The sequence below is a fragment of the Nonomuraea sp. NPDC050663 genome (genome assembly GCF_044456985.1).
Taxonomy (GTDB): Bacteria; Actinomycetota; Actinomycetes; order Streptosporangiales; family Streptosporangiaceae; genus Nonomuraea.
Genome location: NZ_JBITGL010000011.1, coordinates 26,408 through 50,165, shown reverse-complemented (window position 1 = coordinate 50,165; position 23,758 = coordinate 26,408). Strand labels below are relative to the sequence as shown.

Genomic DNA, 23,758 nt, shown 5'->3' with positions numbered 1-23,758 from the left:
CAGTGGGGGAAGGATGGACACATGGCCAACCCCCCAGACGCCGACCGCCGCCCGGCCGTCCGGCACCGTCCGGCCAAGCCAGGCCCTTCCAGCGGCCCCACGCCGCTGCGGCGCGTGGCGGAGGCGCTGATCTGGCTCGTCCGGCTCGCCACCCGGCTGGCCGCCCTGATCGTGGTGCTCTACGCGGTTTTCACGGTCTTCCGGGCGAATCCCGCCAACGTCTGGTACCAGTTCGTGGAGTCGGTCGCGGGCGGTCTGTCACTGGGTCTGGCGGGCCTGTTCCAGCTCGCGGACGATCGGTGGGAGGCGCTGGTCAACTACGGTCTCGCGGCGGTGGTCTGGCTGATCATCGGCTCGGTGCTGGCGAGTATCCTGAGGAAACTATGACGAGGTCGACGCGCGAGCGGATCATCGACGAGGCGCTGCGGCTGTTCGCCGAGCGCGGCTACGCGGCGACCTCGGTGGCCGAGATCGAGGCGGCCTCCGGCCTGTCACCCGGCGCCGGAGGGCTCTACCGGCACTTCAAGTCCAAGTACGAAGTGCTGGCCGCGGCCATCCACGAGCACGCCGCGCGCACCCGCAGTCAGGTCGCCGTGAGCCTGGCCGAGCTCGACGAGCTGGAGTCGCGGACCGACCTCGAGGGGCGCCTGGCGCACCTGTGCCGCTCCGGACTGGCCAAGGTGCGTGAGGAGAGCGAGCTGACGCGCGTCTTCTTCCGCGACCTCAGCCAGTTCCCCGAGCTGGTGGCGGTGGTCCAGGAGGGCCTGCTGCAGCCGATGTTCGACGCGATCGTCTCCTGGTTCAAGACGCAGCCCGAGTACGCGCAGGCCGACGTCGACTGGACCGGGGTGGCCGTGGTGCTGGGCGGTTCCGTGGTGCACTACCGCCTCTTCCAGGAGACCGTGGGCACCTCGCCGGGTCACGCCGAGAAGGAGCAGTTCGTGGCCGGCTGGGTGCGCCTGGCGGTGGGCCTGCTCCCCGCCCACGCGCCGGTCAGCTAGCCGTCACCCGCTCGCGGAGGGCCTCCTTGGGGCCTTCCGCCCTGCCGCGCTCCACCACGCCCGAGATCACCGCGACGCCCAGCCCCGCCGTACCCAGGATCGCGCCCACCCACAGCGGCGAGGTGAAGCCGAGCCCCGCGTCGATGGCCAGCCCGGCGAAGAACGGCCCGATGGCGTTGCCCAGGTTGAAGGCGGCAACATTGGCCGCCGAGCCCATGACCTGCGCCCCCGTGGCCTTCTCCAGCACCCTGGTCTGCAGCGGCGGGATCGACGCCGAGGCCACCACGCCGAACAGGGTGATCGTCACGGCCGCCCCGATCATGGAGTGCGAGGTCGCGATGAGCACCAGCGCCACCACGACGATGCCGCCGAGCAGCACGTAGATGCTGGGCATGAGGGCCCGGTCGGCCATGCGCCCGCCGATCGGACCGCCGATCAGCATGCCGACGCCGAGCAGGGTGATCACGATGGGCACCGATCCGGCGGAGAACCCGGAGACCTCGGTGAGCAGGGGCGAGACGTAGGTGATCACCGCGAACGCCGGAGCCCAGCCCAGCGCGGTCATGGCCAGCACCAGCCAGACCTGCCCGCTGCGGAAGATCCGCAGCTCCTGGCGCAGCCCCGACTCGGGCCTGGGCCCGCGCGGCACCAGCAGCGCGATCCCGGCCAGCGCGACCACGCCGATCACCACGACCGCCCAGAAGGTCGAGCGCCAGCCGAGTTGCTGGCCGAGGAAGGTGCCGAACGGCACGCCGACCACGTTGGCCAGGCTGAGCCCGGTGAACATCAGGGCGATGGCGCTGGCCCGCCGCTCCGGCCTGACCAGGTCGGCGGCGACCACGGCGGCGACGCCCACGTAGGCGCCGTGCGCGAAGGAGGCGACGATCCTGCCCGCCATGAGCGCGCCGTACCCGGGCGCCAGCGCCGACAGCACGTGGGCCACGACGAACAACACCATCACCGACATCAGCAGGGTCTTCCTCGGCATCCGCGCCCCCAGCGCGGTCATCAAGGGGGCTCCCACGACGACGCCGAAGGCGTAGCCGGACACCAGCAGCCCGGCGGCCGGGATCGAGGTGTGGAAATCCGCCGCCAGGTCGGGCAGCAGCCCGGCGATGACGAACTCCGTGGTGCCGATCCCGAAGGCACCCAGAGCCAGCGCGAGCAGCGCGAGAGGCATGGTGGAGCACTCCTCATATAAACTGATTGCCAGCGCGTGCATTAATTGCACACGCCTTATATATGAGCATGCAACTACATGCGTGTGCAACTTTTCGAGGGGTGAGCCATGTCACTAGAGACCCGGGCCCAGGGCTGGCGCACCCTCGCCGCCCTGCAACAACGCATCGAGACGAAGATCGAGAAGGCGCTCCAGGACCACCACGACCTGAGCGTCAACGAGTTCTGCCTGCTGCACCACCTGTCGGTCCCCGACGGGCCGAGCACCCGCATGCAGCACCTGGCCGAGATGCTCGTGCTCAGCCAGAGCGCCACGACCCGCCTGGTCACCCGGCTCGAGAACCGCGGACTGGTCAAGCGGGTGCTGTCGGCGGAGGACCGGCGCGGGATCTACGCCGAGGCCACCGAGTCGGGCCGCGCGCTGCACGACAAGGCCGTGCCCACGCACAACGAAGCGCTCGAGGCGGCGCTGCGCGAGGCCGAGGGCCTGCCCGAGCTCACGCCGCTGGTCTCCGCGCTGGAGACGCTGGCGCTCAAGGTTCAGCCGTTGAGCAGCTGATAGGCCATCCTGGCCACGCCGAGTCCGGCGCCGATCATGAACATGATGCCGCTGACCGCCCAGAACTCCGTCATGAAGCGCTCGAACCCGCCGAACCCGCCGAGCCGTACCGCCGCCACCAGCGCGCCGCCCAGGGCGTATCCGATCATCGGGGAGGCCAGCCCCCACAGCCGCTCGCGCAGCGTCCAGCCCTCGCTGATCAGCGTGAGCACCGCCCCGACGGCCCACACCAGCACCGGGAGCTCGAAGATCGCCAGCTCGCCCACGTGGAAGGGCACCATCAGCCCGGCGATCAGGAACAGCACCATCGCGGTCACCTCACGCGGATGGTCCTGCAGGATGGTCCAGGCGTCGCGTCCCTCGGTGGTGTAGGGGTTGGCGCTGGACATGAAGGCGTTCCGCAGCCCGGCGAACGGCGAGCGGCGGCGCGGCGGGCGCGACAGATGCCGCTCCGCGAGCTGGCGCCCCCTGATCACGCCGGGCGGCACGTCGTCGACGATGCGCGGGCCGACGGCGGGGAACTGCGCCGTCTTGCGCGGCTCCTCGGGCGGGGGCTCGACGACCGGGTTGAGCTGCCTGACCTCGCGCTCGACGAGCGCGCGGGGGTCGCCGAACCTGGCCAGGACCTTGGCCACGTCCTTGGCGGTCCGTGCGTCCCCGCGCTCGCGCTCGATGCTGGCGCGTAACCTTTTCACGAAGTCGATGCGCTGGTCCGGGCGGAGCACGCCGTGCGCGGCGTCCGCCGCTCGGGCCACGTAGTCGAGAACCAACTGATCAGCTCTCTCGTTCACAAGCCAAAACTACAGCGACTTACCATTTTCAGGATGACCTTCACCGATTGGCTCCGGGGGCGCTCCGACGAACAGTTGCGAGCGCTGGTCTCCGCGCGCCCGGAACTCATCACGCCGGTGCCCGCCCATCTCGAAGGTCTGGCCGCGCGGGCCAGCAGCCCGTCGGCCATCGGGCGGGTGCTCGACCGCCTCGACCGCTTCTCCCTGTCGGTGGTGGAGGCGCTGGCCGTCCTCGACGAGCCCGTCCCCGCCGACCGGCTCAAGAGTGCGCTCAACCTGCCCAGGAGCCCCAAGCAGACCATCGAACGGCTGCGCGGCCTGGCCCTGGTCTTCGGCACCGACAAGGCGCTCCGGCTGGCGCCGGGGGTGCGCGGCGTCCTGGAGGACCCCGCGGGGCTGGGCCCGCCCGTGGCCGACGTCTTCCGCCATCACCCGCCCGAGCAGCTGACCGAGATGGCCGACGAGATCGCGCCCGGCACGACGGGCACCGGCAAGGACCGCCTGGCCGAGGCGCTCGCCCAGCCTGGCAAGCTGATCGAGGAGGTCTCCCCCGAGGCCCGCACCGCGCTGAACCAGCTCACCTGGGGCCCTCCCACCGGCAGGGTGCCCAACGCCCGCCGCGAGGTCACCACCGCCACCGCTCGCTCCCCCATCGAGGAACTCCTGGCCAGGGGCCTGCTGGCGGCGACCGGCGAGCAGACCGTCACCCTCCCCCGCGAGGTGGCGCTCCATCTGCGCGACGGCCGCGTCCACCACGACGCCCAGCCCAACCCGCCCAAGCTGGAGGGCACGCCGCGCCAGCAGCCACTGGCCGACCGCACCGCGGCCGGCCAGGCCTTCGAGCTGGTCCGCGCGGTCGAGGAACTGTGCGAGCGCTGGTCCGTCGAGCCTCCCGGCGTCCTGCGCACCGGCGGGCTCGGCGTGCGCGATCTCAAGCGCACCGCCGGCCTGCTCGACCAGCCCGAGTGGGTGGCCGCGCTGGCCGTGGAGATCGCCCACTCCGCCGGCCTGATCGGCGCCGAGGGCGAGTGGCTGCCCACCTCCGCCTACGACGTGTGGCGCGTCAAGCCCACCGACGAGCGCTGGGTACGGCTCGCGGAGGCCTGGCTGCGCATGGACCGCGTCCCCGGCCTGATGGGCGAGCGCGACGAGAAGGACCGCCCGCTCAACGCCCTCCACCCCGACCTGCGTCGTTCGTCCGCGCCCGGCATCCGGCGGGCCACGCTCGAGATCCTGCCGCCCGGCCTGGCGCCCAGCCTGGAGTCGGTCCAGCAACGCCTGGCCTGGGAGCAGCCCCGCCGCCGTGCCCTCCTGCGCGACCAGCTGATCGAGTTCACCCTGCGCGAGGCCGAGCAGGTCGGCGTGACCGGGATGGGCGTGCTGTCCACGCACGGCCGCGAGCTGCTCGACGGCGACGTCACCAGCCTGGCCGCCCTGCTCCCCGAGCCCGTCGACCACGTGCTGCTGCAGGCCGACCTCACCGCCGTCGCGCCGGGACCGCTCACCAGCGACCTCAACCGCTGGCTGGCGCTGACCGCCGACGTGGAGTCCAAGGGCGGCGCGACCGTCTACCGCTTCAGCGAGAGCTCCGTGCGCCGCGCACTCGACGCCGGTCACGGCGCCGACGAGCTGCTGTCCATGCTGGCCCGCCACTCGGCCACGCCCGTGCCGCAGCCGCTGTCCTACCTGATCACCGACGTGGCCCGCCGCCACGGTCGCATCCGGGTCGGCACGGCCGGCGCCTACATCAGGTGCGACGACCCCGCCCTGCTCGACCAGATCACCGCCGACCGGCGGGCGACGCCGCTGCGGCTGCGCCGGCTGGCCCCGACCGTCATCGCCTCGCGCACCTCCCGCGCGGTGCTGGTCGACTCGCTGCGGGCGATGGGCTACGCGCCGGTGGCCGAGTCGATCGACGGCGACGTGATCATCACCCAGCTCGACTCCAGGCGCACCGAGGCGCAGCCCGCGCCGCGCACCGTCCACACGGCCGTCCTCGATCCCGACGTCGTCGTGGCCGCCGTGCGTGCCATGCGCGCGGGAGACGCGCGGCGGGCGCCCGCCGAAGCGCCCGCCGGCCAGGTGCCGCGCGGCCCCGCGACCGCGACCATCACCGCGCTCCAGGACGCCATCCGCGCGGGTGTGCGCGTGTGGATCGGCTACCTCGACTCGCAGGGCAACGCCACCTCGCGCATCCTCGAACCCGCCCGCATGGAGGGCGGCTACCTGACCGCCTACGACGAGACCCGCGCGGCCGTCCACCGCTTCGCACTCCATCGGATCACAGGGGTCGCCGATCTCTCCTGACGGAGTTACGTTGACCGCATGACGCAGACTCTGGGGCACCTGGCCGAGCAGTCCTGGGAGCGCCTGGGCGACTACGAGTCGCTGTTCTACGAGGGCCGCTGGCACCGCAGCCTCGACCTGGCCGCGCGGGCCCGGCGCGTCTGCGGCGGGCTGGTCTCCGCCGGCGTACGGCCCGGCGACCGCGTCGTGGTGATGATGGCGACCTCCCCCGAGGTCCCCGTGCTCTACCAGGCCGTCTGGCTGGCCGGGGCGGTCGTGACCCCGGTGGTCTTCCTCGTCGGCCCCGACGAGCTGCGGCACATCCTGACCGACAGCGGCGCCCGGCTGGTCGTCACCTCGCCCGAGCTGCTCGACACCGTCAACGCGGCGGGCGTCGACGTCCCGGTCCTCACCGAGCTCCCCGAGTCCGCCGAACACGGCCTGGTCCCGCGCGACCCGGCCGACCTGGCCGCCCTGATGTACACCGGCGGCACCACCGGCCGCGCCAAGGGCGTCATGCTCAGCCACAGCGGCCTGTGGAACGTCTCCCGGGCCGGCTACGACATGTCCCATCAGGAGGGCGTCAACCGGGCGATCGTGCCGGTGCCGCTCTCGCACGCGTACGGGCTGATCGTGACCATCGGCTCCATGCAGGCGACCGAGCCGCAGCAGGCGGTGCTGATGCGCTGGTTCGAGCCGAAGGCCTTCCTGGAGCTGGCCCGCGAGCAGCGGGTGGAGTTCGGCGCCGTCGTGCCCGCCATGCTGCAGATGCTGCTCGCCGAGGACGAGTTCCCCGAGCTGCCCGACCTGCGCTTCCTGACCTGCGGCGCGGCCCCGCTGACCCGCGAGGTGCTGGAGGAGTTCGAGCGCCGCATGCCCGGCGTGCAGATCCTGGAGGGCTACGGGATGACCGAGACCTCCGCGGTGACCACCTTCAATCCTCCGGGCCGCCGCAAGATCGGAAGCGTCGGGCTGCCGCTGTCCGGCTACGAGATCACCATCCGCGACTCGGCGGGCGAGGAGGTGGAGTGCGGCGACGTGGGCGAGATCTGCATCCGCGGCGAGTCGCTGATGCAGGGCTACTGGGGCGCGACCGCCGACGAATCCACCGCCCTGGTCGACGGGGAGTTGTGGACGGGCGACATCGGCTGCGTCGACGACGACGGTTACCTCTACGTCGTCGACCGCAAGAAGGACCTGATCATCCGCGGCGGCTTCAACGTCTTCCCCCGGGACGTCGAAGACGCCCTGAACGAGCATCCCGATGTGATCATCTCGGGAGTCGTCGGGCGTCCTGACGAGCGGGTCGGCGAGGAGGTCGTGGCTTTCGTCCAGCTGCGTCCCGGAGCGACGGCCTCGGCCGACGAGCTGATCTCCTGGGCCAGAGACCGGGTCGGCCGGGTGAAGTATCCGCGCGAGGTGCGCTTCGTGGATCACATCCCGGTGACCAGCGTGCTGAAGCTGGATCGTAAGGCCCTACGCGCCCAGCTGTGAGCGATGGGCGGCCGACAGCCAGAGCATCGCGGGGATCACCCCGGCCGCCAGCACCAGAGAGCCCGCGGTGGCGCCGCTCATGCAGTACGCGTTGGCGACCAGCACCCAGGCCCCGGCCAGGCGGGAGACGACCTTGCCCGTGGTGCTCGCCTGGCGGCGGGCCAGGACGAAGCAGGCGACGCTGAGCGCCAGGAAGGTGAGCGAGCCCGCGGCCATGTGGCCCAGCGAGTGCCAGCTCATCGTGGTCGGGATCGCGTCGTAGCCGGCGGGGAAGCCCGCTCCCGGGTCCATGACCAGCAGGCCCGAGGCGATCATCCCGACGCCGACGATCCCGGTCAGCCTGGGCAGCCACCCGCTGCCGCTCGTGCGGCGCAGGCCGTACGAGCCGGCGAGGAACAGCACGCCGGCGACGACGAAGTTGGTGATCTGCAGCCAGCCCAGTTCGCCCAGCGACAACATGCTCAGCGGATGCCTGGTCAGGTCGAACGGCTCGCGCAGGGCGGCCTGGGCCAGCGAGACCGCGGCCCAGAGCGGGGCGGCGACCGTGCCGGCGACGAGCAGGGTGCGGGTGGTGCTGATCCGGGCGGTGGTGGCGACGGCGGTCATGTCGTGGTCCCTTTCTCGGTGGTCTCTGCCCAGACGTCGATCGGGCGATGCGACAGGGAACGGACGGCGTTCCCTGTCACATAGGCTGGAGCGACGTGGGTGTACAGGCACCGATCGAAAGGACCGCGAGATGCGCTACCTGATGATGTCCAAGGGTTCCGACACCCCGCCCGACGAGAAGCTCTTCACCGAGATGGCCGCCTTCATCGAGGAGATGTCGGCCGCGGGCATCCTGCTGGCCACCGGCGGGCTCGACCCGGTCGGCATCCGCGTCGCCTCCAAGGGAGACGAGATCACGGTCACCGACGGCCCGTTCACCGAGGCGAAGGAGGCCGTTGCCGGCTTCGCCCTGGTCGAAGTCCGCTCCCGGGAGGAGCTGCTGGAGCTCTCCCGCCGCTTCCGCAGGATCGTCGGCGACGGGGAGAGCTTCATCCACCAGGTGTTCTAGGTGGACGCGGCGCGCACGGTCGACGCGGTATGGAAGTTCGAGTCCGCGAAGATCATCGCCGGGTTGACCAGGCTGGTGCACGACGTCGGCCTGGCCGAGGAACTGGCCCAGGACGCGCTCGTGGCGGCGCTGGAGCAGTGGCCTGAGTCAGGCGTGCCCGACAACCCGGGCGCCTGGCTCATGACCATCGCCAAACGCCGCGCCATCGACCACCTCCGGCGCTCCCAGCGCCTTCAGCCGCTGCCCGAGGACGGCCGGGAACCGGGCGCCGCGGGATCCTCCGGGTCACTCGACCCGAGTGCTCCCGCGGACGCCGACCCCGACGACGTCCTGCGGCTGATGTTCCTGTCGTGCCACCCGGTGCTGCCCACCACGCACCGGGTGGCCCTCACCCTGCGCCTGCTCGGCGGCCTCACCGCCGACGAGATCGCCCGCGCCTTCCTCGTCACCGAGCAGACCGTGACCCAGCGGATCGCCGACGCCAAACGGCTGCTCGCCGCCGAGCAGGTCGCCTTCGACCTGCCCGCGGGGCCCGAGCTGGCCGAGCGGCTGTCGTCGGTGCTCGGGGTCGTCTACCTGATCTTCAACGAGGGTTACTCCGCGACCTCCGGCGACGACCTCATGCGTCCAGGCCTCGTCCAGGAGGCGCTGCGCCTGGGACGCCTGCTCGCCGAGCTCGCCTCCTCCGAGGCCGAGGTGCACGGGCTCGTCGCCCTGATGGAGATCCAGGCCTCGCGCTCGGCCGCCCGCACCGGACCGTCGGGCGAGCCCGTCCAGCTCCACGAGCAGAACCGGGGGCGCTGGGACCAGTTGCTCATCCGGCGCGGCTTCCAGGCGATGCTCCGCGCCCGCGCCGCCGGCGGTACGCCAGGGCCGTACATGCTGCAGGCGGCCATCGCCGTCACCCACGCCCAGGCACGCGGCGCCGACGAGACCGACTGGGCGCGCATCGCCGCCCTCTACGACCTGCTCGTCCGGCTCCTGCCCACGCCCGTCGTGCACCTCAACCGCGCCGTGGCCGTCGCCATGGCGTACGGGCCCGCCGCCGGGCTCGACCTCGTCGACCCGCTGCTGTCCGACCCCGCGTTGCGCGACTACCACCTGCTGCCCAGCGTCCGCGGCGACCTCCTCGAACGGCTCGGGCGGCACGCCGAGGCCCGCGTAGAGTTCACCCGGGCCGCCGCTCTCACCCGCAACGCGGCGGAGCGGGAGTTCCTGCTGAAACGGGCCGACGCCGTCGATCCCGGCCATCCCCCTCAGCACGAGACCCTCGGCCGGGCCGCCCGGCGTTTCCTCGCGAGCCAGGACCTCACACCCGCAACGGTCCGCTCCTACACCCAGACCCTCACCCGCCTGCGCCGGAGCCTGGGAGACCGCCTGCCGCTCGCCGACCTCACCCCCGCCCACGTGGCCAGGGTGTTCACCACGACCTGGCAGGGGGCGGCCCCCAGCACCTGGAACCGCCACCGCGCCACCGTGCGCTCCTTCTCCGCCTGGCTGGGCGGCGAGGACCTGGCGGCCCTGCTCCCCCGCCGCCACGACGAGCCACGCGTCCACAGCCCCGTCGACGACACGATCCTCGACGACCTCCAGGACCTGCCCCTGCGCGAACGAACGCTCTGGCATCTCCTGCGCGAATCGGGCGCCCCCGTGACCACCGTCCTGGCGCTGAACGTCGAGGACCTCGACCTCGACGACCGCACCGCGGTCGGCGGCGTCTCGTGGCGCAAGCACACCGCCCGGCTGCTGCCCGCCCTGATCGCCGGCCGCCCCTCCGGCCCGCTGTTCCTCACCGACCGGAGGGCCGGGCCCGGCGCCACCGACGTGTGCCCGCACACGGGCAGGAAGCGGCTGTCCTACGAGCGCGCCGAGTACCTGTTCAAGCGGGCGAGCGGCGGCCTGACCCTGAGCAGCCTTCGGCGCCGAGCCGGGCAGAAGTCGCGAATCGTGATAAATGTAGGACGGTGACCAGCCCTCACGACCCGCAGTCGGGCTACAGCGACTACCAGCCCTACGGCGCGCCGTACGGCCGGCAGCCGCCGCCCACCTCAGGCCACGGCCACCTGCCGCCGGCGGTGCAGCGGACGGTCGAGAACACCCGCACGCAGGCGATCGTCGCCCTGGCGGTCAACTTCATCTCGGTTGCCTCGTGCTGCAACGTCTTCGGCCTGGTCGGCGGGATCCTCGCCTGGCGTGCCCTCAGCAAGGCCACCACCGACCTGCCGGGCGCCAAGAGCCTGACCAAGTGGAGCTGGATCGTCTTCGGCACCGGATTCGCGATCATGGCGGTCGTGATGGGCATCGCGATCGCCGTCGACACCCGTAACGGCGATTAGGGACTGTTCAGCGCCCCTCTCGTGTTGGATAACGATGTGAACAACGGCCCGCTCATCGTCCAGTCCGACAAGACGCTGCTGCTCGAAGTCGACCATGAAAAGGCCGACGAGTGTCGCAGAGCCATCGCGCCCTTCGCCGAGCTCGAGCGCGCACCCGAACACGTGCACACCTACCGCGTCACCCCTCTGGCCCTGTGGAACGCCCGCGCGGCGGGCCACGACGCCGAGCAGGTCATCGACGCCCTGATCTCCTTCAGCCGCTACCCGGTCCCCCACGCGCTGCTCGTCGACGTGGCCGAGACCATGGCCAGGTACGGCAGGCTGCGCCTCGACAAGCACCCGACGCACGGCCTCATGCTGTCGAGCACCGACCGCGCGGTCCTGGAAGAGGTCCTGCGCTCCAAGAAGATCCAGCCGATGCTGGGCGACCGCATCGGCGCCGACGCCGTCGCCGTCCACCCGAGCGAGCGCGGCAACATCAAGCAGGCGCTGCTCAAGCTGGGCTGGCCCGCGGAAGACCTGGCCGGTTACGTCGACGGCGAGGCCCACCCGATCGCCCTGAAGGAAGACGGCTGGACGCTGCGCAACTACCAGAAGGAGGCGGCCGACGCCTTCTGGCACGGCGGCTCCGGCGTGGTCGTGCTGCCCTGCGGCGCCGGCAAGACCATCGTCGGCGCGGCGGCCCTCGCGCACGCCCAGGCGACCACGCTGATCCTGGTCACCAACACCGTCAGCGTGCACCAGTGGAAGCAGGAACTCCTCAAGCGCACGAGCCTCACCGAGAACGAGATCGGCGAGTACTCCGGCTCCAAGAAGGAGATCCGCCCGGTCACCATCGCGACCTACCAGGTGATGACGGCCAAGCGGAAGGGCGTCTACGCCCACCTGGAGCTGTTCGACGCGCGTGACTGGGGCCTGATCGTCTACGACGAGGTGCACCTGCTGCCCGCCCCGATCTTCCGCATGACCGCCGACCTGCAGGCGCGGCGGCGCATCGGCCTGACCGCCACCCTGGTTCGCGAGGACGGCCGCGAGGGTGACGTGTTCTCCCTGATCGGCCCCAAGCGCTACGACGCTCCCTGGAAGGAGATGGAGAACCAGGGCTGGATCGCGCCCGCCGACTGCGTCGAGGTGCGGGTGACGCTCCGCGACGACGAGCGGCTGGTGTACGCGATGGCCGAGTCCGACGAGCGTTACCGCTTCGCCGCGACGATGCCCGCCAAGACGCGCGTCACCGAGGCGCTGGTCAGGAAGCATCTGGGCGAGCAGGTCCTGGTGATCGGGCAGTACATCGACCAGCTCGACGAGCTGGGCGAGCACCTGAACGCCCCGGTCATCAAGGGCGAGACCCGCATCAAGGAGCGGGAGGAGCTGTTCCAGGCCTTCCGCGACAAGGAGATCCAGGTGCTCGTGGTCTCCAAGGTGGCCAACTTCTCCATCGACCTGCCGGAGGCGGCGGTGGCGATCCAGGTGTCGGGGACGTTCGGCTCGCGCCAGGAGGAGGCGCAGCGGCTCGGCAGGGTGCTGCGGCCCAAGTCCGACGGGGGCGGCGCGCGGTTCTACACCGTGGTCAGCCGCGACACCGTGGACCAGGAGTTCGCGGCGCACCGGCAGCGGTTCCTGGCCGAGCAGGGGTACGCGTACCAGATCATCGACGCCGACGACCTGCTGAACGAGGTATGACAAAACGCCCGGCCGCCGGCCGGGCGTTTCCGTTACATACCCCACTTAGGTCCAGGAGCATCCACGGGTCATCAAGACACACCCCCCTCACCCGGGTGTCAGGCTAACTCTTGCGTATCACGCCTGAACGCGACATACCCCATGATCCGCGCAATGCACCCCCTATGCCCGGATTTTTCGGTATTGGTCTAGCTCGCGAGCAGTCCACCCAGAAAAAGCACTCCCACCGCTACAATCCAGGCCGCCACGCTCGCCCCCATGAGGCGCGCGAACACCCTCTCGTGCTGTCGCGCCGCAGGCAGCACCCAGGCGCTTGCCGTACAGCAGGCCGCCACGGCGGCGAACGCCCCCGACACCAGGTTCACGGCCGCCAGCCGCGCCTCGCAATGACCGTCGCCCGCGCAGAAGGCCTCCAGCCCCCAGCCCGCGAACACCGACAGGGCCCACAACGCCGCGAGGAGGAAGCTGGCGATCGTCGGGATGACCGGGGAAATGCCCAAGCGCACGCCCCACTCCTACCCGCCGAAAATGCTTTGGAAGCCTCCGCACCCGGCGACTAAGCTTGTCGGTTCGCTACCAGGACCGTTACCACCACCTCCCAAGGAGGTCTTTCCGCATGCCCGTAGACCAGCTGGCGCCCGACATACTGGCCTCGGAACAAGCCCATCTCGCCGATTCCCGCAAAGCGCTGCAGGCCATGCGCGAGCACGCGCAGTCGCTGTCGGCCGACGCCGCCGGCGACTGGGTCTCCCAGCAGATCCTGCAGTCGCTGCTCGACCAGCGGGTCGCCGCCCTGGCCGACCACCCCGACACCCCGCTGTTCTTCGGCCGCCTCGACCGCAACGCCGACGACGACCTGCCGCGCACGATCTACGTCGGCCGCCGCCACGTCCACGACGGCCACAGCAAGCCGCTCGTCATCGACTGGCGCGCCCCCGTCTCCCGGGCCTTCTACCAGGCCAGCCCGAGCGATCCCATGGGCGTGCACCTGCGCAGGCGCTTCGGCTACCACGGCGGCAGGCTGACCGCCTTCGAGGACGAGCCCCTCGACACCGGCGCCGACGTCGGCCCCTCGAAGATCCTCACCGAGGAGATCGAGCGCCCCCGCACCGGCCCCATGCGCGACATCGTCGCCACCATCCAGCCCGACCAGGACGAGATCGTCCGCAGCGACCTCGGCACCACCGTGTGCGTGCAGGGAGCGCCCGGCACCGGGAAGACCGCCGTCGGCCTGCACCGGGCCGCCTACCTGCTGTTCACCCACCGCGAGAAGCTCGCCCGCGCCGGCGTGATGATCGTCGGGCCGAACAAGGCGTTCCTCTCCTACATCTCCTCGGTCCTGCCCGCGCTCGGCGAGGTCAAGGTCGATCAGACCACCGTCGCCGACATGCTCGGCACCCCGGGCGCCACAGAAGACCCCGAGGTCGCCGCGCTCAAGGGCTCGGCCCGCATGGTCGAGGTGCTCGAACGCGCGTTGTGGGCGCACATCGTCAAGCCCACCGAGGGCGTCGTCTACACCCAGGGCGTCTACCGCTTCCGCGTGGCCGACCACGAGGTGCGCGAGATCGTCGCCTCCCTGCGCGGCACCACCCGCTACAACCCCGGACGCGACGCGCTCACCCAGCGCATCGCCCACCTGGTGCTGGTCCGCATGGAGCAGCGCGGCGAGTCGCCCGACGACCGCGTGCACGACAAGGTCGCCCGCTCCAAGCCGGTCAAGGCGGTCGTCGAGTCGGTCTGGCCCAAGCTCACGCCGCAGCAGGTCCTCTTCAAGCTGCTGTCCGACCCCGAGTTCCTGGCCAAGGCGGCGAAGAACGACCTGACCGCCGAGGAGCAGCGGCTCCTGCTCTGGCCCAAGCCCTACCGCGGCGCCAAGTCCGCCAAGTGGACCGCCGCCGACGCCGCGCTGCTCGACGAGCTCAACGACCTCATGGAGCGCACCCCCTCGCTCGGCCACCTGGTCGTCGACGAGGCGCAGGACCTGTCGGAGATGCAGCTGCGCGCCCTGGGCCGGCGCTGCCGCACCGGCTCGGCCACCGTGCTGGGCGACCTCGCCCAGGGCACCACGCCGTGGTCGGTCAGCTCCTGGGAGACCGTCCTGAAGCACCTCGGCCAGGCTTCGGGAGAGGTCACCGAACTCACCCTGGGCTTCCGCGTGCCGCGCGAGGTCCTCGACTACGCCGCCCAGCTGCTGCCCTCCATCGCCCCCCACCTCGCCGCTCCCCGCTCCCTGCGCCCCGGCGCCGGGTCGCTGTCCGTACGGCCCGGCGGCTCGCTCACCGAGGCCGTGACGGACGCGCTCGACAAGGAGGGCTCGATCGGCGTCATCGTGCCCGACGCCCGGGTCGACGAGATCGCCCAGGAACTCGGGGTGCCGGTGCTCGGCCCCGACTCGACCGAGGACCACCGCCTGCTCGTCGTCCCGGCCACGCTGGTGAAGGGACTGGAGTACGACCACGTGATCGTCGTCGAGCCCGCCGACATCGTGGCGGCGGAGACTCGCGGGCTGGCCCGGCTGTACGTGGTGCTCACCCGTGCGGTCACCTCGCTGACGGTCCTGCACGACCGTCCGCTGCCGGAGCAGCTGGCCGCCGCCGGATAACGACCCGGTCCAGGCCGCCCACAACCGGCGCACAAGCGTGCTCGCCCACCCTGGTGCTCGACAACGAACACCGTGGGGGGAACCACATGATCAACGATGTCCGAGGCCGCGTGCTCAGCCCGGGTGACGACGGCTTCGAGGCCGCCGCCACACCCTGGAACCTCGCCGTCACCCAGCAGGTCAGCGCGGTCGTGGAGGCCGAGGACGCCTCCGACGTGGCCGCGGCCGTCCGCCACGCCCGCCTGACCGGCCGGGCCGTGACCGTGCAGCCCAGCGGCCACGGCGCCACGCCCGGCCTCGACGGCGAGATCCTGGTGCGCACCGGCGGGATGCGGTCGGTGGAGGTCCGCCCGCAGGAGCGCCTGGCCCGGGTGGAGGCGGGGGCCTCCTGGGGCGAGGTGCTCACGGCGGCGGGCAAGCACGGCCTGACCGGGCTCGCGGGCAGTTCACCGGTGGTGAGCGTCGCGGGCATGAGCCTCGGCGGCGGCCTGAGCTGGTTCGGACGCGCCCACGGGCTGGCCGGCAACGCCGTGCGCGCCCTGGAGGTGGTCGACTCCGAGGGCGCGCACGTGCGCGTGACGGCGGACTCCGACCCCGACCTGTTCTGGGCGCTGCGCGGCGCGGGCGGCGACTTCGGCGTGGTCACCGCGCTGGAGATCGACCTCTTCCCCGCCCCCGTCCTGTACGGCGGGCGCCTGCTCTGGCCCGCGCACCGCCTGGAGCAGGCGCTCTCCGCCTTCCGCAAGATCACCGCGGACGCTCCCGACGAACTGAGCCTCTGGTTCACCACGATGCAGTTCCCGCCCTTCGACTTCGTGCCCGAGCCGCTACGTGGGCTGCACGTCGTGCTGGTCGACTGCGCCTTCCTCGGCGACGCCGCCACCGGCCGCGAGCTGATGCGCCCGCTGGAGCGCATCCCCGACCTCGTCGCCGACACCCGGGACGAGCTGCCGGTGAGCGAGCTGGGCTTCATCTGCGCCGAGCCGGTCGAGCCCATGCCCTCTCAGCACCGCGCGGAGCTGCTGACCGATCTCGACGACGCCGCGACGGCCACGCTCCTCAAGGCCGTCGCGCTGGGCAAGGTCACGCCGGACGTGATCCTCCAGATCCGCCACCTCGGCGGCGCGCTGGCCCGCCCTGACGCCGACGCGGGCGCCTGCGGCCACCTGGCGGAGCCGTACCTGGTCAACCTGCTCGGCGTGGCGGGCGAGGAGACCGGAGCGCGCCAGGCGGGCCTCGCCCTGGCGCTGGCGCCCCACGTCAGTGGGCGCAAGCCGTACACCTTCCTCAACGAGCGCGAGAGCGCCGCGGCGGCCTTCCCCGAGGAGACGCTGGCCAGGCTGCGGCAGATCAAGCGTGCCCGCGATCCGCAGGGCCTGTTCCGCTCCAACCACCCCGTGCTCGGCTGACACGCGACGCCGCTGCTAGGTTGTCGGGCCATGAACATCCGGTACGGCACGCCCGACGAGATTCCCGCCCTTCTGGATTTCTGGGTCCTGGCGGCCGAGGGCACCGATCGGCGCGACTCCCCCGACAAGGTCGCCGCCCTGCTTGAGCGGGATCCGCAGGCGCTGCTGGTCGCCGAGATCGACGGCGAGACGGTGGGCACGCTCATCGCCGGATGGGACGGCTGGCGCGCCCACCTCTACCGGCTGGCCGTCCACCCCGGGCACCGGCGCAAGGGCATCGGCTCGCGGCTCATCAAGGCGGCCGAGGAGCGTTTCGCGCGGTTCGGCGCCTTCCGCGCGGACGCCATGGTGCTGCACGACAACGACCTGGCCCGCCACGCGTGGAAGGCCGCCGGCTACGCCGTCCAGCCGGAGTGGGGCCGCTGGGTCAAGCCGCTGGCCCCGTGAGAACGCCGAAGGGCGGTTCCCCGCCGGGGAACCGCCCTTCAACGTGTCAGCTGGACTTAGAAGTCCATGTCTCCGCCGCCGGGCATGCCGCCAGGAGCAGCCGGGGTCTTCTCCGGCTTCTCGGCGATGACAGCCTCGGTGGTCAGGAACAGCGCCGCGATGGAGGCGGCGTTCTGCAGCGCGGAGCGCGTCACCTTCGCCGGGTCGATGATGCCCGAGTCGAACATGTTGACGTACTCGCCGGTCGCGGCGTTGAGGCCCTCACCCGGGGTCAGGTTGCGGACCTTCTCCACCACGACGCCGCCCTCGAGGCCGGCGTTGACGGCGATCTGCTTCAGCGGCTCCTCGAGAGCCTTGCGCACGATCGCGGCACCGGTGGCCTCGTCACCCTGGAGCTCGAGCTTGTCGAACGCCTTGGCGCCGGCCTGGATCAGCGCCACGCCACCGCCGGGGACGATGCCCTCCTCGACGGCCGCCTTCGCGTTGCGAACGGCGTCCTCGATGCGGTGCTTGCGCTCCTTGAGCTCGACCTCGGTCGCGGCACCCGCCTTGATGACGGCGACGCCACCGGCGAGCTTGGCCAGGCGCTCCTGGAGCTTCTCGCGGTCGTAGTCGGAGTCGGTGCGCTCGATCTCGTTGCGGATCTCGTTGACCCGGCCGGAGATCTGGTCGGCGTCACCGGCGCCGTCGACGATGGTGGTCTCGTCCTTGGTCACGACGACCTTGCGGGCGCGGCCCAGCAGGTCGAGCGTGGCGGACTCGAGCTTGAGGCCGACCTCCTCGGCGATGACCTGACCACCGGTGAGGGTGGCGATGTCGCCGAGCATGGCCTTGCGGCGGTCGCCGAAGCCGGGAGCCTTGACGGCGACCGACTTGAACAGGCCGCGGATCTTGTTGACGACCAGGGTGGCCAGAGCCTCGCCCTCGATGTCCTCAGCGATGATCAGCAGCGGCTTGCCCGACTGGACGACCTTGTCGAGCAGGGGCAGCAGGTCCTTGTTGGCCGAGACCTTGCTGTTGACGATCAGGATGTAGGGGTCCTCGAGGACGGCCTCCATCCGGTCGGGGTCGGTCACGAAGTAACCCGAGACGTAACCCTTGTCGAAGCGCATGCCCTCGGTGAGCTCGAGCTCGAGGCCGAAGGTGTTGCTCTCCTCGACGGTGATGACGCCTTCCTTGCCGACCTTGTCCATCGCCTCGGCGATGAGCGCGCCGATCTCGGGGTCGGCGGCGGAGATGGAGGCGGTCGAAGCGATCTGCTCCTTGGTCTCCACGTCCTTGGCCAGCTTGGAGAGCTCCTCGCTGACGCGCTCGACGGCGGCCTCGATGCCCTTCTTCAGGCCCATCGGGTTGGCGCCGGCGGCAACGTTGCGCAGACCCTCGCGTACGAGAGCCTGGGCGAGCACGGTGGCGGTGGTGGTGCCGTCACCCGCGACGTCGTCGGTCTTCTTGGCGACTTCCTTGACGAGCTCGGCCCCGATCTTCTCGTACGGGTCCTCGAGCTCGATCTCCTTGGCGATGGACACACCGTCGTTGGTGATCGTGGGGGCGCCCCACTTCTTCTCCAGAACGACGTTGCGGCCCTTCGGGCCAAGGGTCACCTTGACGGCGTCAGCGAGTTGGTTCATGCCGCGCTCGAGACCGCGCCGGGCGTCCTCGTCAAACGCGATCATCTTGGCTGCCATAAGGCTAGACCTCCCAGATGAGGGTGGCTTGCAAATGGGACCGAGCCGAAGCCCGCGACGGCATATAGGTCTGCAACTCCATGCGGCAGACCCCATCGTCCCGATCCGATTATTGGCACTCTAGTAGCTAGAGTGCCAACGACTGTTTAGCACTCTACCCGGTCGAGTGCAAGCCAGCGAACCAATGGCCCAGTTCAGCGGGTGTTCACCAGCTCGAGAATCTCCGGCCGGAGGAAGGCCTGCGCTTCGGCGTACGGCACGGCGACCCAGCGGATGTCGGCGCACTGGGGGATCTCTCCGCGCCAGCCCACCAGGACGTTGTCGGCGGTGAAGACCAGGGCCGAGGTCGGGACGAACCTGCAGGCGCCCTCGATGGGGTGCGTCGGCCTGCGGACGAGCTCGCCCAGCCGGGCGAGGCCGACCTTGAACAGCTGCCTGGGCGTGAACACCTGGCCGGTGGTGAGGTCGACGGTGATCCCGGCGGGGAACTTGAACGCCGCGCCGTGAGGGAAGACCGGGTCGCTGACGTCCATGGCTGCCGACAGGATCCGCGGACCCTTCAGCCCGATCTCGACGGTCAGCCCCTGGTTCATCTCGACGCCCTCGACGCCCTGCTTCTTGTAGCGCCGCGTGTAGCGGGCCTGCGCCTGCTCCAGGGGCGCGTGCAGGGCGCGGTTGACCGTCTCCTGGAGCACGGGGTCGGCCAGCCCGGACACGGTCAGATACTCCGCGCCCGCGGCCGAGTAGCCGGACACGCGCGGGCCGTCGCCCACGCGTTTGACCGTCACCTGGAGCTCGGCCGGTTTCTGCGCCGCCTTCTTCTTGACCGGGGTGCTGGGACCGAGCAGGTACGCCAGCACCGTGAACACGGCGGCGACCGCTACGACAGCAGGCAGGATCCACTTGGGCACGGCGTGGAACGCTAGCCCAATCCGTCACGTTTTGCCCACCGGGAAACGAATACGAGTGAAGGCCAAAGGCCGGGTCATGGAAAGTGGCCCGGCCCCTGAGCCCGGGAGGGGCGTTCGCATCACGCGAACCGCCGACTGTTGGTGTCAGACTGCCCGGACAGACTCGGCCTGGGGGCCCTTCTGTCCCTGCGTGATCTCGAACTCGACCCGCTGGCCCTGCTCGAGAGACCGATAGCCGTCCATCATGATCGCTGAGTAATGGACGAAGACATCCTTACCACCGTCTACCGCGATGAAGCCGTAGCCCTTGTCCGCGTTGAACCACTTGACGGTGCCCTGCGCCACTTCCGACTCCTCTAACTGGGCTCCGGACCTCGCCCATTCCTCTCGCGACATCCGGGGTCATACGGACTTAACACGAAATCAAGCCAGACGACCGCATCGACCATACCTGTGGCATGCCTTTGAAGAACAGAGTCAAGCGGAAAACTACTTAGCGCGACATTTCCTTTAAGTTTGAAATTTTCGCCCCAGAACGACGACAGGCCCCCTCGGGGGCCTGTCAGACGCGAGTACGGCTCAGCCGCCGGCGACCGCGGGGATGATCGAGATCTGAACACCCTCAGGCGTCGCGGTGTCGAGCCCTTCGGCAAATCGGACGTCCTCTTCGCCAACATAAACGTTGACAAAACGCCGAATCTTGCCCGATTCATCCAGAATTCGCGCGCCGATACCCGGGTAGTCGGCGTCGAGCTTCTGAAGGACGTCGCGAAGGGTCGCGCCCTCACCGCTTACGTCCGAGCTGCCACCCGTGTAAGTGCGCAGAATCGTCGGAATCCGCACCGAAACACTCATTAGATAACCTTCCTAAACGCGTCGAGCGACGGCTTGATCACCGCGCTGGGCGCGGCCACGGACGAGACGGCGTCCAGCGTCTTGAGGCCGTCGCCGGTGTTGAGCACCACGGTGTCAAGCTCGGGGTCGAGCTTGCCCGCCTCGACGAGCTTGCGCAGCACACCCACGGTAACCCCGCCCGCGGTCTCGGCGAAGATGCCTTCCGTCTCGGCGAGGAGTCTGATGGCCGAGACGATCTCGGGGTCGGAGACGTCCTCGACCGCGCCGCCGGTGCGGCGGGCGATGTCGAGCACGTAGGGGCCGTCGGCGGGGTTGCCGATCGCCAGCGACTTGGCGATGGTGTCGGGCTTGACCGGCTGGACCACCTCGTGCCCGGCCTTGTAGGCCACGGAGACGGGCGAGCAGCCGCTGGCCTGCGCGCCGTACACCTTGTAGGGCTTGTCGTCGACCAGGCCGAGCGCGATGAGCTCCTTGAAGCCCTTGTCGATCTTGGTGAGCTGCGAGCCGGAGGCGATCGGGATGACGATCTGGTCGGGCAGGCGCCAGCCGAGCTGCTCGGCGATCTCGTAGGCCAGGGTCTTGGAGCCCTCGGCGTAGTAGGGCCGGAGGTTGACGTTGACGAAGCCCCACTTCTCGCCGATCGGATCGCCGATCAGCTCGGAGCAGAAGCGGTTGACCTCGTCGTAGGTGCCGTCGATGCCGATCAGCTTGCCGCCGAAGACCCGGGCCATGGCGATCTTGGCCTGCTCCAGGTCGGCGGGGATGAAGACGCAGGCCTCGAGCCCGGCGCGGGCCGCGGCGGCGGTCACGGCGCCGGCCAGGTTGCCCGTGGAGGAGCACGACAGGGTGTGGAAGCCGAAGTTGCGCGCCGCCTCGACCGCGATGGCGACCACGCGGTCCTTGAAGGAGTGGGTGGGGTTGCCCGAGTCGTCCTTGACGTACAGGGACTTCAGCCCCAGCGACTTACCCAGGCCCTCGGCCTTGACCAGCTTGGTCCAGCCGGGGTTCATGTTGCGCTTCTGCTCGACGTCGCCGGGGACCGGGAGCAGCTTCTTGTAGCGCCAGATGTTGGCGGGGCCGGCCGCGATCTCCTCGCGGGTCACCGTGCCGAATTCGTAGGCCGCCTCGAGCGGCCCGAAACACTCCAGGCACGCGAAGCTGGGGCCGAGGTCGTAGCGTGTGCCGCACTCGCGACAGGACAGGGCGACAGCGGGGCCGAAATCAAGCGACATGAAGCGAGGCCTTCCCTCATCTTCGCCTGCGGCCGCCTTGACCGCAGACCGGATTTGGCACCTTGTCCCGGCCGGCCTCGTCACGTCACGAGCGCGTCTCCGGGAGGGTTGCCGGGGCTTCGCAGGGCCGGTCCCTCCACCCCTCTGGATGAGCAATATGAAGTTGTGTTGCTGACCTGCACTCTACCTGGAGCCCGGCGTCAAGCAACTCGTCGTCTCAGCAGGCGAGATGATCCGTCTCAGCGATAATCCTCCCCGAGCTGGCCCTGGACATATTTGCGGGCCTGGTGAATCCGGGATTTGGCGGTGCCCAAAGGGATGCCAAGCTGCTCGGCGACCTCGTTGTAGTCGAGCTGCACGATGTCTCTGAGCACCAGCGCCTGGGCCAGGTCGGGCTTGTCGGCCTCCAGCGCCTCCATCGCGTCGAGCAGGTCGAGGCGCGATCCGGCGATCACGCTCACCCGTCGCACGTCGGGCTTCTGCATCGGCAGCTCGTCGGAGGTCTGCTCGGCCGCCCGCCGCTTCAGCGAGCGGTAGGTCGTGCGCGCGCAGTTGGCCGTCACGATGTGCAGCCAGGTCGAGAACCTGGCCCGCCCCTCGAAGCGCCCGATGTTGCGCGCGACGGCCAGCAGGGTGTCCTGGCAGGCCTCCTCGGCGTCCTGGTGGTAGGGCAGGATCCGGGCGCAGTGGCGCAGCACATCGGGCTCGATGCGCTTCAGGAGCTCGCCGAGCGCGCGGTGGTCACCGGCCGCGGCGGAGCGTGCAAGTTCCTCGGTTAGCTCATCAAGCGCCATAGAGAGATCCTAGAAGCATGAACAGCGTCCTGGTGGCCTCGAACCGTGGCCCCGTCTCCTTCACCGTCTCGGACGAAGGCGCGCTCATCATGAAGCGCGGCGGCGGCGGGCTGGTCTCCGGCCTGTCGGGGGTGACCAAGAGCAACGGCGTGCTCTGGGTCTGCGCGGCGCTCTCCGACGGCGACCGCAGTGCCGTACGGCAGGCGCCAGGGGGCCGCCTCGACCAGGCGGGGTACGACACGGGTGCGTTGCGCATGCTGGATATTCCTCCCGCCACCTTTCATCGTGCTTACAACGCGGTTGCCAACTCCACACTCTGGTTCGTCAATCATCTCCTGTACGACATCCCCAACGCACCGTTGTTCGGCACCAGATTCGAGCGCGAATGGGAGTCCTACCGCGACTACAACGGCGCCTTCGCGCTCGCGCTGGCCGAGGAGGCCGGTCACGAGGCACGGGTCATGGTGCAGGACTACCACCTGACGCTGACCCCGGCGATGCTCAGGGCCGAGCGCCCCGACCTGCGCATCGCGCACTTCAGCCACACCCCGTGGGCGCCGCCCGAATACTTCAGCCTGCTGCCCGACGAGGTGGCGCGCGAGGTCCTGGAGGGCATCCTGGGCGCCGACCACGCCGGGTTCCTGACCGAGCGCTGGGCGCAGGCCTTCGCCGACTGCTGCCGCCACCTCCTGGGCGCGGAGGTCTCCGGCCGCAGCGTGGTCTACGAGGGGCGCACCACCGACATCGGCGTCCACAGCCTGGGGGTCGACGGCGACTCGCTCTGGCAGCGGGCCTGCGAGCCCGACGTCGAGTCGCACATGACCGCGCTCAGGGAGCAGACGGGCAACCGCCGCCTGATCGTGCGCATCGACCGCACCGAGTTGTCGAAGAACATCGTGCGCGGCCTGCTGGCCTACCGGGAGTTCCTCGCCGCCCATCCCGAGTGGCACGGCCGCGTGGTCCACCTGGCCTTCGCCTACCCGTCGCGCCACGACCTGCCCGAGTACCGCGAGTACACCGCGGCCGTGCAGCGCTGCGCCAAGGAGATCGAGGACGAATACGGCACCGAAGACTGGGACCCGCTGATCCTCAACGTCAACGACGACTACCCGCGCAGCCTGGCCGCCTACCGCCTGGCCGACGTGCTGCTGGTCAACCCGATCCGCGACGGCATGAACCTGGTGGCCAAGGAGGGCCCGATCCTGTCGGAGAGGTGCGCGCTGGTGTTGTCGCGCGAGGCCGGGGCCGCGGCCGAGCTCGGCGGCGACGCCATCGTGGTCAACCCCTACGACGTGGGCGAGACCGCCCGCGCGCTGCACTCCGCGCTGGTCATGGACGAAGACGAGCGGCTGCGCAGGGCGGCCAACCTGCGCAGGGCCGCGACCGCGCTGCCGCCGGACAAATGGCTGTCGTCCCAACTTGATGCCCTTTAGTACGCTT

At 70.4% G+C, this 23,758-nt stretch carries 23 protein-coding genes and 1 riboswitch; of the genes, 13 read left to right on the top strand and 10 right to left on the bottom strand.

The window, feature by feature from the left end; genetic code table 11:
- Positions 1 to 21: 21 nt before the first annotated feature.
- On the top strand, positions 22 to 387 hold the full coding sequence (locus ACIBH1_RS30740) for a hypothetical protein (protein ID WP_397317451.1): 366 nt from the start codon (positions 22 to 24) through the stop codon (positions 385 to 387).
- A complete protein-coding gene (locus ACIBH1_RS30735; RefSeq protein ID WP_397317450.1) occupies positions 384 to 1,001 on the top strand; it encodes a TetR/AcrR family transcriptional regulator in 618 nt (205 codons plus the stop codon). Before ACIBH1_RS30740 ends, ACIBH1_RS30735 begins: the two co-directional genes overlap by 4 nt.
- On the opposite strand, the gene ACIBH1_RS30730 is transcribed toward ACIBH1_RS30735, so the two are convergent.
- Positions 994 to 2,181, bottom strand: coding sequence for an MFS transporter (locus tag ACIBH1_RS30730; protein ID WP_397317449.1), 1,188 nt, complete (start codon positions 2,179 to 2,181; stop codon positions 994 to 996). The two genes, ACIBH1_RS30735 and ACIBH1_RS30730, sit on opposite strands and share 8 nt — an antisense overlap.
- A gap of 108 nt (positions 2,182 to 2,289) precedes the next feature.
- On the opposite strand from ACIBH1_RS30730, the gene ACIBH1_RS30725 reads away from it, so the two are divergent.
- Positions 2,290 to 2,739 (top strand): MarR family winged helix-turn-helix transcriptional regulator, encoded by a 450-nt coding sequence (locus ACIBH1_RS30725; RefSeq protein WP_397317448.1) that lies wholly within the window; start codon positions 2,290 to 2,292, stop codon positions 2,737 to 2,739.
- On the opposite strand, the gene ACIBH1_RS30720 is transcribed toward ACIBH1_RS30725, so the two are convergent.
- Positions 2,721 to 3,530, bottom strand: coding sequence for a hypothetical protein (locus ACIBH1_RS30720; protein WP_397317447.1), 810 nt, complete (start codon positions 3,528 to 3,530; stop codon positions 2,721 to 2,723). The genes ACIBH1_RS30725 and ACIBH1_RS30720 overlap by 19 nt on opposite strands.
- A gap of 33 nt (positions 3,531 to 3,563) precedes the next feature.
- Here ACIBH1_RS30720 and ACIBH1_RS30715 point away from each other — a divergent pair, with 33 nt between their 5' ends.
- Positions 3,564 to 5,837: a helicase-associated domain-containing protein gene (locus ACIBH1_RS30715; RefSeq protein WP_397317446.1), complete on the top strand. Its 2,274-nt coding sequence runs from the start codon at positions 3,564 to 3,566 to the stop codon at positions 5,835 to 5,837.
- Between the two features lie 18 nt (positions 5,838 to 5,855).
- Positions 5,856 to 7,310: a class I adenylate-forming enzyme family protein gene (locus ACIBH1_RS30710; protein ID WP_397317445.1), complete on the top strand. Its 1,455-nt coding sequence runs from the start codon at positions 5,856 to 5,858 to the stop codon at positions 7,308 to 7,310.
- On the opposite strand, the gene ACIBH1_RS30705 is transcribed toward ACIBH1_RS30710, so the two are convergent.
- A complete protein-coding gene (locus ACIBH1_RS30705) occupies positions 7,293 to 7,916 on the bottom strand; it encodes a DUF998 domain-containing protein (protein WP_397317444.1) in 624 nt (207 codons plus the stop codon). The genes ACIBH1_RS30710 and ACIBH1_RS30705 overlap by 18 nt on opposite strands.
- Before the next feature lie 130 nt (positions 7,917 to 8,046).
- On the opposite strand from ACIBH1_RS30705, the gene ACIBH1_RS30700 reads away from it, so the two are divergent.
- From ACIBH1_RS30700 to ACIBH1_RS30685, 4 genes are read left to right on the top strand one after another with little or no spacing between them, the layout of a single operon-like run.
- Positions 8,047 to 8,364 (top strand): YciI family protein, encoded by a 318-nt coding sequence (locus ACIBH1_RS30700; protein WP_397317443.1) that lies wholly within the window; start codon positions 8,047 to 8,049, stop codon positions 8,362 to 8,364.
- Entirely contained in the window at positions 8,365 to 10,332 is a 1,968-nt protein-coding gene (locus ACIBH1_RS30695; RefSeq protein ID WP_397317442.1) for a DUF6596 domain-containing protein, read from the top strand.
- A complete protein-coding gene (locus tag ACIBH1_RS30690) occupies positions 10,329 to 10,700 on the top strand; it encodes a hypothetical protein (protein WP_397317441.1) in 372 nt (123 codons plus the stop codon). The genes ACIBH1_RS30695 and ACIBH1_RS30690 overlap by 4 nt, the downstream gene beginning before the upstream one ends.
- A 36-nt stretch (positions 10,701 to 10,736) precedes the next feature.
- Positions 10,737 to 12,383, top strand: a complete 1,647-nt coding sequence (locus tag ACIBH1_RS30685; RefSeq protein WP_397317646.1) for a DNA repair helicase XPB — start codon at positions 10,737 to 10,739, stop codon at positions 12,381 to 12,383.
- Between the two features lie 188 nt (positions 12,384 to 12,571).
- Here ACIBH1_RS30685 and ACIBH1_RS30680 read toward each other — a convergent pair whose 3' ends face one another.
- Positions 12,572 to 12,889 carry a hypothetical protein gene (locus ACIBH1_RS30680; protein WP_397317440.1) on the bottom strand — a complete coding sequence of 106 codons (318 nt, stop codon included), beginning with the start codon at positions 12,887 to 12,889 and terminating at the stop codon, positions 12,572 to 12,574.
- A 110-nt stretch (positions 12,890 to 12,999) separates the two neighbouring features.
- On the opposite strand from ACIBH1_RS30680, the gene ACIBH1_RS30675 reads away from it, so the two are divergent.
- The 3 genes from ACIBH1_RS30675 to ACIBH1_RS30665 all read left to right on the top strand — a co-directional run bounded on the left by ACIBH1_RS30675 (position 13,000) and on the right by ACIBH1_RS30665 (position 16,841).
- Entirely contained in the window at positions 13,000 to 14,985 is a 1,986-nt protein-coding gene (locus tag ACIBH1_RS30675) for a HelD family protein (RefSeq protein ID WP_397317439.1), read from the top strand.
- An 86-nt stretch (positions 14,986 to 15,071) separates the two neighbouring features.
- Positions 15,072 to 16,394: an FAD-binding oxidoreductase gene (locus ACIBH1_RS30670; protein ID WP_397317438.1), complete on the top strand. Its 1,323-nt coding sequence runs from the start codon at positions 15,072 to 15,074 to the stop codon at positions 16,392 to 16,394.
- Between the two features lie 30 nt (positions 16,395 to 16,424).
- Entirely contained in the window at positions 16,425 to 16,841 is a 417-nt protein-coding gene (locus tag ACIBH1_RS30665; RefSeq protein ID WP_397317436.1) for a GNAT family N-acetyltransferase, read from the top strand.
- A gap of 56 nt (positions 16,842 to 16,897) precedes the next feature.
- On the opposite strand, the gene groL is transcribed toward ACIBH1_RS30665, so the two are convergent.
- The 6 genes from groL to ACIBH1_RS30635 form a co-directional block, all read right to left on the bottom strand.
- Positions 16,898 to 18,526 carry a chaperonin GroEL gene (gene groL, locus ACIBH1_RS30660; protein ID WP_397317435.1) on the bottom strand — a complete coding sequence of 543 codons (1,629 nt, stop codon included), beginning with the start codon at positions 18,524 to 18,526 and terminating at the stop codon, positions 16,898 to 16,900.
- 194 nt (positions 18,527 to 18,720) lie between these two features.
- Positions 18,721 to 19,437, bottom strand: coding sequence for a hypothetical protein (locus ACIBH1_RS30655; RefSeq protein ID WP_397317434.1), 717 nt, complete (start codon positions 19,435 to 19,437; stop codon positions 18,721 to 18,723).
- 144 nt (positions 19,438 to 19,581) lie between these two features.
- The gene (locus tag ACIBH1_RS30650; RefSeq protein ID WP_068927743.1) at positions 19,582 to 19,782 is read right to left on the bottom strand and encodes a cold-shock protein; all 201 of its coding nucleotides are present in this window, start codon (positions 19,780 to 19,782) and stop codon (positions 19,582 to 19,584) included.
- 234 nt (positions 19,783 to 20,016) lie between these two features.
- A complete protein-coding gene (locus ACIBH1_RS30645) occupies positions 20,017 to 20,292 on the bottom strand; it encodes a MoaD/ThiS family protein (RefSeq protein WP_181614001.1) in 276 nt (91 codons plus the stop codon).
- The gene (thrC, locus tag ACIBH1_RS30640) at positions 20,292 to 21,524 is read right to left on the bottom strand and encodes a threonine synthase (RefSeq protein WP_397317433.1); all 1,233 of its coding nucleotides are present in this window, start codon (positions 21,522 to 21,524) and stop codon (positions 20,292 to 20,294) included. Before thrC ends, ACIBH1_RS30645 begins: the two co-directional genes overlap by 1 nt.
- Before the next feature lie 13 nt (positions 21,525 to 21,537).
- Positions 21,538 to 21,679: riboswitch (SAM riboswitch) on the bottom strand.
- 84 nt (positions 21,680 to 21,763) lie between these two features.
- Positions 21,764 to 22,318: an RNA polymerase sigma factor gene (locus ACIBH1_RS30635; protein ID WP_181613999.1), complete on the bottom strand. Its 555-nt coding sequence runs from the start codon at positions 22,316 to 22,318 to the stop codon at positions 21,764 to 21,766.
- A 17-nt stretch (positions 22,319 to 22,335) separates the two neighbouring features.
- Between ACIBH1_RS30635 and ACIBH1_RS30630 the strand changes: the two genes are divergently transcribed.
- Positions 22,336 to 23,751, top strand: coding sequence for a trehalose-6-phosphate synthase (locus ACIBH1_RS30630; RefSeq protein ID WP_397317432.1), 1,416 nt, complete (start codon positions 22,336 to 22,338; stop codon positions 23,749 to 23,751).
- Positions 23,752 to 23,758 lie beyond the last annotated feature (7 nt).